This is a genomic window from Streptomyces sp. WELS2, assembly GCF_013870595.1.
Lineage (GTDB): Bacteria > Actinomycetota > Actinomycetes > Streptomycetales > Streptomycetaceae > Streptomyces.
This window is the reverse complement of sequence record NZ_JACBWZ010000007.1, coordinates 1-16,030: the sequence shown is the minus strand read 5'-3', so window position 1 is coordinate 16,030 and position 16,030 is coordinate 1. Positions and strand designations below refer to the sequence as shown.

Below are 16,030 nucleotides of genomic sequence, written 5' to 3'. Positions count from 1 at the left end.
GGCCATGACCGCGTTCGGCAACGCAGTGGTCAGAGGGCCGATGGCCTTTCTCCCTCCGGTGAGAGAAGCCGTTGTCGACGACCCAGAAGACGCGTCCGGCGCTTGCGCAGGGCTCGGTAGTCATGACCTGGGTGACCAGGTTCATGAAGGGCACGCTGGGCCTTGGCGCGGAAGGCCGGGTCAGGTCAGCGTGCCCGGTCGTCGTCCGGCTTCGCGGAGGGTGTCTCAGCGGCCCAGGCCAGCAGCATCCGCAGGCCGTCGTGCGATGGGCTGCCCGGCTCTGCGGCATACGTGATCAAGGCCTGATCAGGGTCGTCCGCTGCGCGCAGGGTCTCGTAGGCCAGTTCCAGATCGCCGACCACCGGATGCCGGAACCGCTTGGTCCCCGAGGTCTTGTCCTGCACCGGGTGTTCAGCCCACCAGCGGAGGAAGTCCTCGCTCTTCATCGACAGTTCGCCGATCAGGCTCGCCAACCGGGGGTCCTCGGGGTGCCGTCCCGCGTCCAGGTGGAGGTAGGCCACGTTCTCGCGGGCGCACGAGGTCCAGTCCGCGTACAGTTCCCGGGACGTCTCGTTGAGGAAAGTGATCCGGGCGATGTTGCGCTCGGTTCGGTCCAGAGCCGCGTAGTCGCCGAAGAGGGCGGCCGCTGCCGTGTTCCAGGCCAGTATGTCCATGCGCCGGCCCATCACCATCGCCGGCATGCCCACCAGATCGTCCAGCAACCGCTGGAGCATGGGGCGCACGCGTTGCGGCCGGGCCTGGCGCCGGGGAACGTGCCGGGCGGCGGACTGCGGTCGGGCAAGGCGGTGCAGGTGCCGCGTGGCATCGCCGTCCAGCCGCAGTGCGCGGGCGAGGGCGTCGAGTACCGTGCCTGAGGGGTTGGGCACGCGGCCCTGTTCCATCCGGGTGTAGTAGTCGACGCTCACTCCGGCGAGCTGCGCGATCGGCATTGGCGAACACCCCGTCCAGCCGTCCACGGCGTTCACGGATCAGGACAGCCAAGCGGTCGAGATCGGTGAGGCTGGCGGAGTCGGCCCGAACTGTGAGCAGCCGGGCACCCTGGTCGGACACTTTGTCCAGGTGTTCGGCCGCGCGGTCGAGGCGGGCATCGTCGCGGCCGGTAATGACGATATCGGCGCCGGCTTCCAGGAGCAGACGCGCGGTGGCCAGGCCCATCCCGCTGGTTCCGCCGGTGATCAGGACGACCCGGTCGTGGAAGCTGGTCACATCGCTGTTGCTGTCGGTCATGGCCGCAGTCTCGCCACCGACCGCCGGGCCAACCAGGGCCAGAAAAACCTGGGTCTCCCGAAGCCCCTTCGCAGGCGGCCGAGGCAGCCGTCACCCCGCCGCCCTGGGCGTCCGACGATGCGACAGGAACCGCCCGGCTCTGGGCGTCAGCCCCCGAAAGACTTCCGAAGCCGACCACTTGCTTCAGGTCCCGGGCGCTCCCGTCGCCGCGTGCCGACGGCGGCTCGTCACTGTGCTGCAGCGACTCAGTCGGTGGAGCGCAGGTTGCCGTCGATGCGGCGCGGGACGCCGTAGGGGTTGTCGTCCCGCAGGGAAGGCGGCAGGAGCGCGTGGGGGACGTTCTGGTACGCGACGGGACGCAGGAATCGTTCGATGGCGCGGGAGCCGACCGAGGTGGTCCGGCTGTCTGAGGTGGCGGGGTAGGGGCCTCCGTGGACCATGGCGTGGCCGACCTCGACCCCGGTGGGCCAGCCGTCGAACAGCACACGGCCGGCGCGTCGTTCGAGGAGGGGCAGGAGTCGGCGGGCGTGCGGGAGGTCGTCGTCCGCTGTGTGAACGGTCGCGGTGAGCTGGCCCTCCAGACTGCGCAGCACGTCGGTCAGCTGGTCCAGGTCGCGGGCGCGTACGACAAGGCCGGCCGGCCCGAACATCTCGCGTCCGAGTTCTGGATCGGCGAGGAAGTCGTCGGCATGGACGCTCATCAGCAGGGCCCGGCCGGGGCTGGCGGATCGCGGTTCGGCGCCTCGCGCGAGGACCTCGACAGCGGGGCGCGAGGAGACGGTCTCGGTCTCGATGCGGTAGGACATGGCCAGGCGCGGTGCGAGCATGGTGGCCCCGGCGTGGGCGTCCACCACGCTGCGTGCCCTGGACAGGAAGCGTTCCAGGTCGGGGCCGTCCACGGCGATGACGAGGCCGGGGTTCGTGCAGAACTGACCGGCGCCCAGGGTGAGCGACGTCGTGTACCCGTCGGCGAGGGCCTCGGCGCGGCGGGCAAGGGCCCCGGGCATGAGCACGACGGGGTTGATGCTGCTCATCTCGGCGTGGACCGGGATGGGCTGCGGCCGTGCGGCGGCGGCGCGCAGGAGAGCGAGTCCGGCGTTGCGGGACCCGGTGAACCCGACGGCCTGGATGTGGGGGTCGGTGACGAGATCGATGCCCAGGGTGGGGCCGTCGCCGATGAGCAGGGAGAAGACACCGGGTGGCAGCTGATGCTCGGCGACGGCGGCCTGGACGGCGTGGGCGGCGAGTTCGCTGGTGCCCAGGTGCGCATCGTGTGCCTTGACGATGACGGGGCAGCCCGCGGCGAGGGCGGAGGCGGTGTCCCCGCCCAGGACGGAGAAGGCCAGGGGGAAGTTGCTGGCACCGAAAACCGCCACCGGGCCGAGGGGGATGCGCTGCTGGCGGATGTCCGGGCGGGGCTGGGGCGTGCGGTCGGGTTGCGCGGGGTCGATGCGGGCGCCGTACCAGCTGCCCTCCGTCAGGACGGAGGCGAACAGCCGCAGCTGGCCCGTTGTGCGGGCGACTTCGCCGGTCAGCCGGTCGGTGGGCAGCGCGGTCTCCCGGTGGGCGCGGTCGACCAGGGCGTCGCTCAGGGCGGTGAGGTTGCGGGCGATGGTTTCGAGAAAGCGGGCGCGGCGCCAGGGATGCAGGTCGCGGAAGGTGTCGAAGGCGTCGTCGGCGGCTCGGCAGGCCCGCCGCACATCGGCCGTGTCGCCGTAGCGGTACGGCGGGTCGAGTTCCTGGCCGGTGCGGGCGTCGAGGGAACGGATCTCGGCGCCCGCGCCGGTGATGCGTTCACCGGCGATGAACATGGCCCCCGTCAGGTCGGTCGCCGGCGGGTGGGCCGTAGGTTTGGGGGCGGGGGTGCTGCTCATGGGTGGAGCCTTCTTCCTGGGCTGGGGCACGGTTACGCCGGGGGGCGTGGGTCAGACGGTGGGCACTCGGGCGATCAGGGCCGACAGGGAGTCGTGTTCCTGCGTGGTCAGGTCGGTCAGCGGAGGCCGGACTGGTCCCGCGCTGCGGCCGGTCGCTGCCATGCCGGCTTTCACGATGCTGACCGCGTACCCGGCCTGACGGTCACGGATCTCGGTGTACGGGAGGACGAAGGCCGAGAGCATCCTCGTGACGTCGGCCTGCCGCTGCTCTCGAACGGCGGCGTAGAAGGCGAGAGCGAATTCCGGAAGGAAATTGAAGATGGCCGAGGAATAGGTCGTCACGCCCAGCTGGAGGTAGGGCAGGGCGAAGGTCTCCGCGGTCGGCAGGCCACCTATGTACGTGAGGCGGTCCCCCAGCCGCGCGTAGATGCGGGTGACGGTGTCGATGTCGCCTACGCCGTCCTTGTACCCGACGAGGTTGGGGCAGGTGTCCGCCAGGCGGGCGACGGTGTCGGCGGAGTAGACGGCGTTGGCACGGCTGTAGATGACGACGCCGAGGGACGTGGCACGGCAGACCGCCTCGACGTGCCGGGCCAGGCCCTCCTGCCCGGCTTCGGTGAGGTAGGGCGGGAAGAGCAGGATGCCGTCGGCGCCGGCGCGTTCGGCGGCAGCGGCGAACTCGATGGCGGTGGCGGTGCCGTAACCGGCGGGGGCCAGAATCGGGGTGTCGTCGGGCGCGCTGTCGGCCGCGGCGGCCACCACGCGTTCGACCTCGGTGGGGGTGAGGGAGAAGAACTCGCCCGTCCCACCGGCGGCGAACAGCCCTCCGACGTCGTACTTGGACAACCGGACGACATGCTCGCGGTAGGCCGCCTCGTCGAAGGACAAGTCGTCACGGAAGTGCGTCACCGGGAAGGACAGAAGCCCGGAGCCGATACGCCGGCCGAGCTCCGCGGGAGTGAAGGATGTCATGGGAGTGCTCCTGAAGGTGGTGAGTGAGGGGGGTGCGGTGCGCTGTTGTGCCGGGGCGGCCGTCGACGGCCGCCCCGGCAGCAGGCAGGTGCGGCGCGGGCGGCCTGGCTGTCCATTTCGGCGCCGCCCGCGCCGGCTTTCGGCGCTCGGTGTCAGAGGCGAGCGCCCGCTTCGAAGGTGGCGACGGCCCACGCACTGACGGGCGCGGCCGGCGGGGGGGGCATCGAGGACAGGCGGAGCCCCGCGATCCGATCGGGCGTCGCCTCTCGCGCCCTGTGCCCGGGCCGGCCGTCCTGCGTCGTGTTCATCGTGCTTACCACTTCGATCCGGGAGGCTTGGGAGGGAGCGGAGGTCCGACATCCCGCGACCGGTCGGCAGGGGCGGCCCCGCCTCGGTCCGGACGTGACGCTACGGTCGCTAATGATTCACGTCCAACACTGTTTTTGGATTCTGCAATACCTGGAGAGCATCAATGTTCACGCTGGCCCAGCTGACGAGCTTTGTGGCAGTCGCGGAAGAACTCCATTTCACGCGTGCCGCGGAGCGCCTGAACATGACACAGCCACCCCTGAGCCGACAGATCCAGCTGCTGGAGAACGACCTCGGCGTCCAGCTGCTCGACCGGACCAACCGCACGGTCAAACTCACACCGGCCGGCCGGACCTTCCTGACCGAGGCACGCCGCATCCTCCACCAGTCCGAGCACGCCACACTCGCCGTGCGCCGCGTCTCCACCGGAGAGGCGGGGGCGATCGCCGTCGGCTTCACTGCGGCCAGCGCCTACTCCGCGCTCGGCAGCCTCCTGGAAACCGCGCAGACGGCACTGCCGGGTGTCGAGGTCCTCCTGCACGAACTCGTCACCCGCGACCAGCTCGAGGCTCTCGGCGAAGGCTCACTCGACCTCGGGCTGGCCCGTCCGTCGGCCACGGGACCGGACCTCGTCTCCCGCCCTGCCGTGCGGGAGGGCCTGGTGGCGGCACTGCCCGCCGGACACCGGCTGGCCGCCGCCACCAGGCCCATGCACGTCGAGGACCTGACCGGCGAGGACTTCCTGATGTACTCGCCCATCGAGGCCCGCTACTTCCACGAGCTGCTGGTCAACGTCTTCCGCACGGCGGGAGCGCAGCCGGTGTTCACCCAGTACCTCACCCAGGTGCACAGCATGCTGGCCCTGGTCAACGGAGGCTGGGGCATCGCCCTCGTACCCGAGGGCGCGGTCCGGATGCGCTACGGCGGCATCACCTTCCGGCCCCTGCAACTGCCGCAACCGCAACCGGTCGAACTGGACTACGTATGGCGGGAAGGCAACGACAATCCAGCGCTCAAGGCACTTCTGCGGCAACTGTGACCCGCATGGCCTCAGGACGTTCGATGGCGGGGTGGTGCCGGTAGGCCGTCATGCAAAGAAGGTATGGCAGCAAACAAAATTCGACTTAGACGTGAATCGAAACCATCTCTACGGTCAACTCAGCCACCCGTTCTGTGGCTCGGACCGCATGCGGCACCGCTGCCGTGATCCCCAGGTCTAGGAGAACGACCATGCCTGCTCCCGTCCGGCAGGACGAGCCGCGCCGACCAGGCAACCCGATGATGTCGTCGGCCACCGAACCGTGAGCCGATGGGCGCCGGTCGTCTCCCCTGCCGCAGAACCCCGGAGTGCCGGCGGCGTCCACCCCGCCGCCCACCCCCCAGCACTCCCGGGCGCCGCCCAGGACCGCCCCCGTGCGCCGGCCGGCCGGCTCCAGTCCGCATCACAGCCGTACCGAGCTCCCTGCCCGCGAGGTCCGGCTGCTTCACTTCACAGTTCAAAGGGGAGCTGACATGCCGCTCGTCGTAGTCGCGATCAGTGTTCTGGTCCTGCTGCTGCTCATGACTAGGCTGAAATTGAACGGTTTCGCGGCCCTGTTGCTGGTGGCGGTCGGTGTCGCCCTGGTGCAGGGAATCCCGGTGAAGGAGATTCCGGGTGTTGTCTCGGACGGCATCGGGGGGCAGATCGGTGACACGATGCTCACCATTGGGCTCGGTGCCATGGTCGGCCGCGTCATGGGGGACTCCGGGGCCGCCCAGCGGATCGCTTCCAAGCTCCTCGACGCGTTCGGGCCACGCTGGGTGCAGGTCGCCATGGTGGTCACCTCCATGCTCATCGGTGTGACCATGTTCTACGAGGTGGCCTTCATCATTATCGTGCCTATCGCGTTCACCCTGGTCAGGGTGACCGGCGCGAAGCTGCTGTGGGTCGGCCTGCCGATGTCGATCGCCCTGTCCACGATGCACAGCTTCCTGCCGCCCCACCCCGGACCCACCGCCGTCGCGGCCACCTTCCACGCCTCCGTCGGGCTGACCCTCTTCTACGGCCTGTTCATCGCGGTGCCGGTCGGTGCGCTCATCGCACTGCTCTGGCCCCGCCTGCCGTTCATCAAGGCGATGACCCCCGCCATCCCCACCGGCTTGGTGAGCGAACGCGAGTTCATCGACGAGGAGATGCCGGGCCTCGGCTGGTCGCTGTCGGTGGCCCTCTTCCCTGTGGTCCTCATCGCCGGTGCCGCGGTGACCGACATGGCCGTCTCCGGCGAGAGCCCCCTCCTGCACACCATCGCGTTCATCGGCTCGGCGCCGATCGCGCTGCTGCTGACCCTGGTCCTGGCGATCTGGGCATTCGGACCGAGGATCGGCCGCAGCATGTCCGACGTGAGCGCCTCGTGCACTTCCGCGGCCCAGGCCATGGCGATGGTCCTGCTGGTGATCGGCGCGGGCGGCGCTTTCAAGAACGTCCTCGTCGAGGGCGGCATCTCCGACTACATCAAGGACGTCACCCACTCCTGGTCCGTATCCCCGCTCGTCCTCGCCTGGCTCATCGCCGTCATCCTCCGGGTGGCACTGGGCTCGGCGACCGTCGCCGTCGTCACGGCCTCCGGGGTGGTCCTGCCGCTGCTCGCCGGGAGCGGTGTCAGCCCCGAGATGATGGTGCTCGCCGTCTCCTGCGGGTCGATCGCCTTCTCGCACGTCAACGATCCCGGCTTCTGGCTGTTCAAGGAGTACTTCAACCTCTCCGTCATCCAGGCGATCAAGATCCGTACGTCGTACACCGCGGTGCTGGCCGTGCTCGGTCTCGGCGGCGTACTGGCCGGCCAATGGACCATCACCGCCCTCGGCCTCTGACATCGGGACCGCACCACCACCCGCTCCACTCCCCCGCTAGGAAGTGACCAAGAACATGAGCACGAAGCAGCCGACCATCACCACGTTCACCGTCTACCCCGTAGCGGGCCGTGACTGTATGGAGCTCAACCTGTCCGGCGCCCACGGCCCCTACTTCACCCGCAACATCGTCGTCCTGACCGACTCCGAGGGTCGTACGGGCCTGGGAGAGGTGCCCGGCGGGGAGAAGATCACCCAGACCCTGCGCGATGCCGAGTCTCTCGTGGTCGGGGCGCGGATCGGCGACTATCAGCGCGTCCTGCGCGAGATCCAGCACCGCTTCGCCGACCGCGACGCCGGCGGCCGCGGCGCCCAGACCTTCGACCTGCGCACCACCGTGCACGCCGTCACCGCGGTCGAGTCGGCGCTCCTGGACCTTCTGGGCCAGCACCTCGACGTGCCGGTCGCAGCCCTCCTCGGAGACGGCCAGCAGCGCGACAGCGTACGAGTCCTGGGCTACCTCTTCTATGTCGGCGACCCCGGCCGTACCGACCTGGACTACGTCCGCGCCCCCGACGCGGAGGTCGACTGGTACCGCATACGCCACGAGGAGGCCCTGACCACCGAGGCGATCGTCCGCCAGGCCGAGGCCACCTACGACCTTTACGGCTTCCGCGACTTCAAGCTGAAGGGCGGTGTCCTCGACGGCGCCGAGGAAGTCAAGGCGGTACGCGCGCTCAAGGAACGCTTCCCCCAGGCGAGGATCACCCTCGACCCCAACGGGGCATGGTCGCTGCGCGAGGCCATCGAACTCTGCGCGCCTCTCGTCGGGACCCTCGCCTACGCCGAGGACCCCTGCGGCAGCGAAGACGGCTACTCCGGTCGTGAGGTCCTCGCCGAGTTCCGCCGCGCGACCGGGCTGCCCACCGCGACCAACATGATCGCAACCGACTGGCGGCAGCTCACCCATGCACTCGCCCTCCAGTCGGTCTCCATCCCGCTGGCCGACCCGCACTTTTGGACCATGCAAGGCTCGGTACGGGTGGCCCAGCTCTGCAACGCCATGGGTCTGACCTGGGGCTGCCACTCCAACAACCACTTCGACATCTCCCTGGCCATGATCACGCACTGCGGAGCCGCCGCGCCCGGCACGTACAACGCTCTGGACACCCACTGGATCTGGCAGGAGGGCCTGGAACAGCTCACCGTGGCCCCGCCCCGCATCATCGGCGGCGAGATCGCAGTCCCCGATGCCCCCGGCCTCGGTGTCCAGCTCGACATGGACCGCCTCCTCGCCGCCCACGAGCTGTACAAGGACAAAGCGTTGGGCGCCCGAGACGACGCGCGCGCCATGCAGTACCTGGTGGACGGCTGGAAGTTCGACCCCAAGCGGCCCTGCCTGGCACGGTAGCTCGCGACGGCGGTGGCCCTCGGCCAGTACCACCCTGTTCAGGCCGAACCTGCATCCACCGGCCACCGCCGTCGAGCACAACGATCGTGTCCTCGATGGCGGCCCCCATGGAAGACTGCAACACCCGCTCCTCGGCCGCGGTGGAGGGAGGCAGGTGAGCAGCACAACACTGAGGGTCTGCCAAGCGTGCGAGGCGCCTGTCGGCCCGGCGTCAGGCGTGCGTCAGCGACGCCTCGGCCTGCCTCAGCTTGCCGTGCCGGACCAGTCCGGCCTGGGCGGGGCCAGCCGTCTGCCGGGCCCGCCGGTCGTGTCTCTCGGGGAGGGTGCGGGACATGCCGAAGTCGGTGGCGGCCTGCTGGAACTCGCCGGGCGTGCGCGGCTGAGTGGCCAGGATGCCAGCGGCCTCCACCACCTTGTCGCGGTGTTCGTCCCGTCCTGTGATCGCGCCTTCATACGCCGCGCTCCCTTCCTCCCCGCGTCCGTTCTGTCGATGGAGGACCCGGCGACGGGCCCGATGGACCACCGGCTGATCACGCTCAGGCTGATGAGAATCATCAGGAGCGCGACGACGTGCAGTGCGACGGCTCCGAAGCGGAGGTCACGGTGCTGTTCGGGATCGGCCTTCTTGAAGCAGCCGGCCGCCGTTCCCGTGAAGCGCAAGGCCGGCAGGACCAACCTTCAGGTCGAGCGATCGAGGGCGGAGGCGTCCAGCGAGTGCCGAATCGGCGCGGTGGCGGTCCGTGTCTGGAACCGGCGCCTGGACCTGGTCGCGGCCGATTACTCCGGCTACGCCCTGCACGTGCCGGTGGTCGAGTGGTCCTCCGCGAGGCCGGTGAACATCGCGCGGTACGAGCTTCTTCTTCCGGCGGCCCGCGCCTTTCCACGACCGGGATCACTCGATCCGTAACCCGGCCGTCCTGCTGCGGACCGGGGCCGGGATGATGCCCCAGGGCCGCGGCACGAGGGAGCTGATCGCGGAACTGTCCCCGGGCGGCGAGCGTCCGCCGTGCCGGCCTGATCACGACGTGCGGCTGCACTGGAACGGGATCAAAAAGTACGAGCACCTCGCGGTGGGGCGGCTGAGCCCGCCCTTCGAGACGCTGGCGTTGCCGGGACGGCCACACCTGATGCTGTTGGTCCTGACGCCGGACGTGGGCAGCAGGTCCGCGCAGCGGGTGCGGCTGCTGGCCGGCTGGGCCGATACGCATCCCCCCTCTCGCCACCGGCCGGGACGGGCTGGCCGGCGTTCAGTTCCGCCCTGTCGGCTCATGGCCGGTTCGAGGGCCGGTGCGGTCATCGGCAGGGGCGTGATCGTGGCCGGTGGCGGCCCAGGAGGCCAGCAGGCGCAGGGTGTCGTGGGCGGGTGTGCCCGGCTCGGCGCTGTAGGCGGTCAGGGTCAGACCGGGGTGGGCGGGCAGCTCCATGGCGTCGAAGTCGAGGGTGATCTCTCCGATGGCCGGGTGGCGGAAGGTTTTGCAGCCGGCGTGGTGCAGGCGCACATTGTGTTTGGCCCATGCGGTGCGGAACTCGTCGCTGCGGGTGACGAGTTCGCCGATCAGCCCGGTCAGCTCGGCGTCTTGCGGGGCGCGGCCGGCCTCGGTGCGCAGCAGGGAGACGGTCGTGTTGACCGAGGTGTTCCAGTCGGGGAAGAAGCTGCGGCTGGTGGGGTCGAGGAACTGGAACCGGGCGATGTTGGCCGGGACGGCTGAGGTGGTGAACAGGGGGGCGTAGAGGGCTCGCCCGAGCGGGTTGATGGCGAGGATGTCCAGGCGTCCGTTGCGGATGAAGGCCGGAGATTCGGTCATGGAGTCCAGAACGCGCGTGAGGCTGGCTGGTACGGCGTTCTTGGTCTTGCGGACCGCGCGGCGTGGTGGGCGGTGGCGCTGGGCGGCGGCCAGGTCGTGGAGGTGGGCGCGTTCAGCCTCGTCGAGTTGCAGGGCCCGGCTGAGGGCGTCGAGGACTTCTTCGGAGGCGCCGGCGAGCTGGCCGCGTTCGAGTCGGGCGTAGTAGTCGATGCTGACACCGGCGAGCAGGGCGACTTCTTCGCGGCGCAGTCCAGGGACCCGGCGGTTGCCGCCGAAGGCGGGCAGGCCGGCCTGCTGCGGGGTGATCTTGGCGCGTCGGGTGGCGAGGAATTCGCGGATCTCGTGGGCGGTGTCCATATGCGCCAGGGTAAGCGCGGTGGAGCACAGCTGAGGGGTTCTGTTGGTACCTGTAATAGCAGTGCCTTCCGCAGGACTGTGAGCTGCGCTTTCCTCGATCGTGGCAGCGGATGCGACCCGGACCCGCGGGCAGTGGGCAACCCTCCTGGGGATACCGTCCCGCCCGCTGGAAGCGACGGTGAAAAGCACCGCATCCACGTGTTCGAACCATCACAGGAGTCACTACATGGCGAAGCAGTCCGCGCCCCAGGAGCTGGCCGGTATCGCGCCGAAGCTGGTCGAGATCACCAACGAGGTGCTGTTCGCGGACATCTGGGAGCGGCCCGGACTGTCGCCGCGGGACCGCAGCCTGATCACGGTCAGTGTGCTGGCCGCCCTTTACCGCAGCGAGCAGCTGCCCTACCACCTGGGCGTGGCCTTGGACAACGGGCTGAGTGTGGGGGAGCTGTCCGAGGCCATCACCCACCTGGCCTTTTACGCCGGATGGCCCAATGCCATGACCGCGATCACGCAGCTCAAGAAGATCGCTGCCGGCGAGCGAGCAGCCTGACCAGGCCCCCACCGACCCCACCGCTGGAGACCAAGGAAACCGTCGTGGAACACATCACCTCCACCCCCACCGTCAAGGCCCCCGCCGAGCGCTTCACCGGCGACGTCTACCTCAACCAGATCGAGGCGCCCGCCGACCCGGCCCGCCTGGCCGCCGCCCTGGTGCGTTTCACCCCCGGCGCCCGCACCCACTGGCACTCCCACGCCAAGGGCCAGACCCTCTACATCACCGACGGCGTCGGCCTGGTCGGCACCCGCGACGGCACCGTCGTGCGGGCCAGTGCGGGGCAGACCGTGAAGTGCCCGGCCGGTGAGGAGCACTGGCACGGTGCTACCGACACCACTCTCATGGCCCACGTGGCCATGCTCGTCGGCGACGAGAACGGTGACGGCACGACCTGGCTGGAGCCGGTCACCGGCGAACAGTACGCCAAGGCTCTGGCCGCCGTCGCCGGCTGACGCTCCCCGGCCCCAACCCTCCCGGTGTCCCGCCCTCGGGACGCCCCCTTCCAAACACATGAAAGGCCCGTACCTCATGCATGGCGTGATTCTTCATGCCCCCGGTGACGTGCGCTTCGAAGAGCGCGACGACCCCACCGTCCAGAGCCCGACCGACGCGGTAATCCGCACCGTCGCCACCTGTGTGTGCGGCTCGGACCTGTGGGACTACCGCGGCATCAACCCGGTCGGGCAGCCCACCCCGTTCGGGCACGAGTACGTCGGGGTCGTCGAGGAAGTCGGCGCGGAGGTGAAGACCGTCCAGCCCGGCCAGTTCGTCGTCGGCTCGTTCTTCGCCTCCGACAACACCTGCCCGAACTGCCGCAACGGCTACCAGACCAACTGCCTGCACCGCGAATTCGTCGGCACGCAAGGTTGCCAGGCCGAGAAGATCCGTATCCCGCTGGCCGACGGCACGCTGGTCGCCACCCCCGAGGTGCCGGACGAGAAGTACGTCCCCAGCCTGCTGGCCTGCTCCGACGTGATGGGCACCGGCTGGTACGCCGCCAAGGCCGCCGAGGTACAGCCTGGGGACACGGTCGCCGTCGTCGGCGACGGTGCGGTCGGCCTGTGTGCGGTGATCGCCGCCAGGGAGCTGGGCGCCGAGCGGATCATCGCGATGTCGCGGCACGCCTCCCGCCAGAACCTGGCCCGCGAGTTCGGCGCCACCGACATCGTCGCCGAGCGCGGCGAGGAGGGTGTGGCCCGCATCAAGGAGCTGACCGGCGGGATCGGCGCCGACCGGGTGCTGGAGTGCGTGGGCAACGAGCAGTCGATGCAGCAGGCACTGAACTGCGCCCGTCCCGGCGGCAACGTCGGTTTCGTCGGTGTTCCCCACGGCGTGACGATCGACGGTACCGCGCTGTTCTACTCCCACGTCGGTCTGCGCGGCGGCCCGGCCCCGGTGCGCGAGTACCTGCCCCACCTGATCGACCTGGTCCTTGCCGACCGTATCGATCCGGGCAGGGTCTTCGACCTGGAGCTGCCCCTGTCCCAGGCGGCCGAGGGCTACAAGGCCATGGACGAGCGTCGCGCCATCAAAGCTCTGCTGCGTCCCTGAGACTTGCGTGCGGTGCCGGCCGCCTGCTCACAGGCCCGCACCGTACGGCCCCACGCTGCCGCGTCAACCCCGATCCCTGAACAGGACCCTTCGCTGATGAACCCCACCTACGACTTCACCGGGCAGGTAGCCCTGGTCACCGGCGCCGCCTCCGGCATGGGCCTGGCCACCGCCCGCGCCTTCGCCCAGGCCGGTGCGGCCGTCGTCCTCGCCGACCTCGACCGTGCAGCCGCCGAGCAAGCCGCCCAAGAGCTGTCCGACGCCGGCCATCAGGCCCTCGGCATCGGCTGCGACGTGGCCGACGAAAGCCAGGCCGCCGCCATGGTCACCCGCACGGTGAACGCATACGGGCGCTTGGACATGGCCTTCAACAACGCCGGCATCCAGGCCCCACCCGCCGACGCCGCCGACGAGAGAGCCGAGGACTTCGACCGCGTCAACGCGGTCAACCTGCGCGGCATCTGGACCTGCCAGAAACACGAACTGCGGCAGATGCGCGCCCAGGGCTCCGGCGCGATCGTCAACTGCTCCTCCCTGGGCGGCCTGGTCGGCCTGCCCGAACGCGCCGCCTACCACGCCTCCAAACACGGCGTGATCGGCCTGACCCGCAGCGCCGCCATCGAGTACGCGCCCAGGGGCATCCGCATCAACGCCGTGTGCCCCGGCACCATCGACACCCCGATGGTCGCCGGCATGCTTGAAGGGCAGGCCGAGGCCATGGCGGAAATCATGAAACAGCAGCCCATCGGCCGCCTGGGCACCGCCGAGGAGATCGCTGCCGCGGTGCTGTGGCTGTGCAGCCCGGCCGCCAGCTTCGTCATCGGCGTCGCCCTGCCCGTGGACGGCGGCTTCACCGCCCACTGAGCCGCAGAAGACGAAGACGGCCTGCGACAGTCGGCAGAGCCGGCACGCAGGCCGTGACAGAGCGCGTCCGTGCTACACGGGACGGGCAACCGGCAGCCGCGTCCTGCAACGCCTGCCGGGCCCGCTACCGCGCGCTCATACCCGCGACGCAGCCTGGGGAGCACTGCCAGTACCTGGCACACCGGGGCCTGAGGCCCATTCGGCATCGCCCGCAGCGCGCCGTCATCCCCGCCGCCGTCGCGGTCACATTCCCGGCAGCCGCAGACTGCACCACCAGCACCGGGCACAACGAATCGGACAGCCCCGTCCCGAGCGCCCACACCAGCACAACGTCCCCCACGGTCCCCCGACGGGAGAACACCGTCATGAAGATCCGGCTCACCACCGACACCGGCACCTACGACGCCACCTTGAACGACAGCGCCGCCGCCCGCGACCTCGCCGCACTACTGCCACTTACCCTCACCCTCACCGACTACGCCGGCACGGAGAAGATCAGCGACCTGCCCAAGAAGCTCTCCACCGCAGGCTCCCCCTCGGGTACCGCGGCCAGGGCCGGAGACCTCACCTTCTACGCCCCCTGGGGCAACCTGGCCATCTTCTACAAGGACTTCCACCACGCCGAGGGCCTGGTCAAGCTGGGCGAGATCACCAGCGGCATCGCACAGTTCGCCCGCCCCAGCGGCGACTTCGAGGTCACCCTCACCACCGCCGAGTGAACAACACCTCGAAGGAGACCTTCACGGCCCGCGTTTTCGTGTTCGGCGCCGCCGGAGGCGTCGGCAGCCGCCTGGTCCACCAGGTCATCCTTCCTTGATTTCGTCGCGCAAGAGCTGGACGGGCCGGCGGAGCCCGTTGCGCTGCGCGGCGAGCACCTCCGGCGGAAACCGTTCGCAAGGCCACCGGGTGTGGGCTCGAGCCTCCTGACGCCGGCCGTTACGCGTCCCGAGGACGCGGCTCTCTACCTCGAAAGTGCCGATCGAGGTTCCCGTCGCCTCGACATGGCGGATCTGCTGGCCGGCGCCGCCCGTGCGGTCGGGGTCGTGTCTGCGATGGCGACACTCTTCGGTTCGGAGGCCTCCCACGGTTTTGAGGAACCCGGCGCCACTGTCGGGTGGCCGGCCCATATCACTGAGGAGGCGGCCGGGCGGGCAAGCTCGATCTCCTGCAAGCGCGATACGGTGGCGCGTTCGAACGGATTCCCCTTCTGGACGACCTGAACGGTCAGACCGAGGGCTCTTGCTGGTGAACAGGCCTTCGGCTGTGCCGAACCATCTCTCGCGTTCGGCTCCGGAGAACCTCGCTCTACGGTCGTCGCGGATCTCTTCCAGGCATGGGGTGGAGGTGCGGCAGGAACCGCGCAGGGTTGACCGGGCTGGTGGAAGCCAAGGCGCGTGAAGGCAGGGCCGGTCACCGTCAGGGGCCGCTGCGCGGCTGACGTGCCGGGGCGACTGGCCCCGTCGCGCCGTGCTGTCACGGCGGAGCGTGATCAGCGGTATCCGTCCGCCTTACGGGAGTGCTGACCAGGGACAGACCCACCCGGGATACGTCGGGGCCACATACTCGGCCCTGTGAGCGGGCGCTGCGGTGCCCGCACCAGGACGGCCGGCACAGCGTCCTGAGCCGCCCAGTCGCCGTCGAAGAGGGCGGCGACCAGACGAACGTGATGGCCGGGAAGCTGGCTGCAGCGGTGCTTGGTGCCGGCCCTGGCGAGCCAGGCACCGGTCGTGACGGTGTCGCCGTCGACGCGGACGGTCTCGCGGGCAGCGGGGGTGCGCTGATCACGTTCCTGGCCTCGGCCTCGGGCGTCATGCTGTTCGGTAGGGTTTTGCTTTCTGGGGCCTGGTGTTCGGCGTGGCCGCCCACCTCGTCCTGTCCGGGCGCCGGTGGACGGCCCGGGTGTGACCAGGGGCCGGGCCGCCGACGCGGCCCGGCCCGCCCGGCTCACTTGTAGGTGATGTCGGAGCTGGAGTACTTGCAGTACGTGCCGTCCGGGCCTGAGCCGTTCTTCGTCGGCTCCTTGCCGGTGTTGTTGCCGATGTACTTCTGGCAGGGGACGATCTTCTTGCTCGTGTCCGCGACGATGGTGATGTTGCGCAGGGTCGCGCTGTCGCCGTAGTTGGTGTTGATGCCGACGAGCGCGGTGCCCTTGTAGGTCGCCTCGATGTTGCTGAGGTTGACCGTGCGCTTGTACTGCGTCTTGCAGTTGCCGCAGGAGCGGACGAGCTTGCCGAAGTTCTTGACGGCGAAGCCG

Annotated in this window: 16 protein-coding genes and 2 pseudogenes; 11 read left to right on the top strand and 7 right to left on the bottom strand. The window is 69.7% G+C overall.

Annotated elements, in window-relative coordinates; translation table 11 throughout:
* Positions 1–185: 185 nt before the first annotated feature.
* From H5J33_RS37005 to kdgD, 4 genes and pseudogenes are all read right to left on the bottom strand, one after another.
* Positions 186–950: a helix-turn-helix transcriptional regulator gene (locus H5J33_RS37005; protein WP_258564792.1), complete on the bottom strand. Its 765-nt coding sequence runs from the start codon at positions 948–950 to the stop codon at positions 186–188.
* Positions 951–990: 40 nt separating this feature from the next.
* Positions 991–1,176: pseudogene (locus H5J33_RS37000) on the bottom strand (oxidoreductase); the annotation flags it as partial.
* 317 nt (positions 1,177–1,493) lie between these two features.
* Positions 1,494–3,122, bottom strand: coding sequence for an aldehyde dehydrogenase (NADP(+)) (locus tag H5J33_RS01105; protein ID WP_220211820.1), 1,629 nt, complete (start codon positions 3,120–3,122; stop codon positions 1,494–1,496).
* 51 nt (positions 3,123–3,173) lie between these two features.
* Positions 3,174–4,094 (bottom strand): 5-dehydro-4-deoxyglucarate dehydratase, encoded by a 921-nt coding sequence (gene kdgD, locus H5J33_RS01100; protein ID WP_181792821.1) that lies wholly within the window; start codon positions 4,092–4,094, stop codon positions 3,174–3,176.
* A gap of 472 nt (positions 4,095–4,566) precedes the next feature.
* Here kdgD and H5J33_RS01095 point away from each other — a divergent pair, with 472 nt between their 5' ends.
* The 3 genes from H5J33_RS01095 (at position 4,567) to H5J33_RS01085 (ending at position 8,643) form a co-directional block, all read left to right on the top strand.
* Entirely contained in the window at positions 4,567–5,442 is an 876-nt protein-coding gene (locus H5J33_RS01095; protein ID WP_181792820.1) for a LysR substrate-binding domain-containing protein, read from the top strand.
* 473 nt (positions 5,443–5,915) lie between these two features.
* Positions 5,916–7,253, top strand: a complete 1,338-nt coding sequence (locus H5J33_RS01090) for a gluconate:H+ symporter (protein ID WP_220211819.1) — start codon at positions 5,916–5,918, stop codon at positions 7,251–7,253.
* Positions 7,254–7,308: 55 nt separating this feature from the next.
* Positions 7,309–8,643 carry an enolase C-terminal domain-like protein gene (locus H5J33_RS01085; RefSeq protein ID WP_181792819.1) on the top strand — a complete coding sequence of 445 codons (1,335 nt, stop codon included), beginning with the start codon at positions 7,309–7,311 and terminating at the stop codon, positions 8,641–8,643.
* A gap of 211 nt (positions 8,644–8,854) precedes the next feature.
* On the opposite strand, the gene H5J33_RS01080 is transcribed toward H5J33_RS01085, so the two are convergent.
* Positions 8,855–9,055: a hypothetical protein gene (locus tag H5J33_RS01080; RefSeq protein ID WP_181792818.1), complete on the bottom strand. Its 201-nt coding sequence runs from the start codon at positions 9,053–9,055 to the stop codon at positions 8,855–8,857.
* 213 nt (positions 9,056–9,268) lie between these two features.
* On the opposite strand from H5J33_RS01080, the gene H5J33_RS01075 reads away from it, so the two are divergent.
* Positions 9,269–9,550 (top strand): hypothetical protein, encoded by a 282-nt coding sequence (locus tag H5J33_RS01075; protein WP_181792817.1) that lies wholly within the window; start codon positions 9,269–9,271, stop codon positions 9,548–9,550.
* Positions 9,551–9,581: 31 nt separating this feature from the next.
* Positions 9,582–9,770 (top strand): annotated as a pseudogene (locus H5J33_RS38565) (transcriptional regulator); the annotation flags it as partial.
* 120 nt (positions 9,771–9,890) lie between these two features.
* Here H5J33_RS38565 and H5J33_RS01065 read toward each other — a convergent pair.
* Positions 9,891–10,805, bottom strand: a complete 915-nt coding sequence (locus H5J33_RS01065) for a helix-turn-helix transcriptional regulator (protein ID WP_181792816.1) — start codon at positions 10,803–10,805, stop codon at positions 9,891–9,893.
* Positions 10,806–11,031: 226 nt separating this feature from the next.
* On the opposite strand from H5J33_RS01065, the gene H5J33_RS01060 reads away from it, so the two are divergent.
* From H5J33_RS01060 to H5J33_RS01035, 6 genes are all read left to right on the top strand, one after another.
* Positions 11,032–11,355 carry a carboxymuconolactone decarboxylase family protein gene (locus tag H5J33_RS01060; protein ID WP_181792815.1) on the top strand — a complete coding sequence of 108 codons (324 nt, stop codon included), beginning with the start codon at positions 11,032–11,034 and terminating at the stop codon, positions 11,353–11,355.
* Between the two features lie 44 nt (positions 11,356–11,399).
* Positions 11,400–11,813 carry a cupin domain-containing protein gene (locus H5J33_RS01055; protein ID WP_181792814.1) on the top strand — a complete coding sequence of 138 codons (414 nt, stop codon included), beginning with the start codon at positions 11,400–11,402 and terminating at the stop codon, positions 11,811–11,813.
* A gap of 76 nt (positions 11,814–11,889) precedes the next feature.
* Positions 11,890–12,912, top strand: a complete 1,023-nt coding sequence (locus tag H5J33_RS01050; RefSeq protein ID WP_181792813.1) for a zinc-dependent alcohol dehydrogenase family protein — start codon at positions 11,890–11,892, stop codon at positions 12,910–12,912.
* 96 nt (positions 12,913–13,008) lie between these two features.
* Entirely contained in the window at positions 13,009–13,776 is a 768-nt protein-coding gene (locus tag H5J33_RS01045; protein WP_181792812.1) for a glucose 1-dehydrogenase, read from the top strand.
* Positions 13,777–14,141: 365 nt separating this feature from the next.
* The gene (locus H5J33_RS01040; RefSeq protein WP_181792811.1) at positions 14,142–14,495 is read left to right on the top strand and encodes a cyclophilin-like fold protein; all 354 of its coding nucleotides are present in this window, start codon (positions 14,142–14,144) and stop codon (positions 14,493–14,495) included.
* 282 nt (positions 14,496–14,777) lie between these two features.
* Complete coding sequence (locus tag H5J33_RS01035; protein WP_181792810.1) at positions 14,778–14,996, top strand: hypothetical protein; 219 nt, start codon at positions 14,778–14,780, stop codon at positions 14,994–14,996.
* A gap of 724 nt (positions 14,997–15,720) precedes the next feature.
* Here H5J33_RS01035 and H5J33_RS01030 read toward each other — a convergent pair.
* Positions 15,721–16,030, bottom strand: a 310-nt coding sequence (locus H5J33_RS01030; RefSeq protein ID WP_181792809.1) for a pectate lyase, incomplete at its 5' end; no start/stop codon positions are given.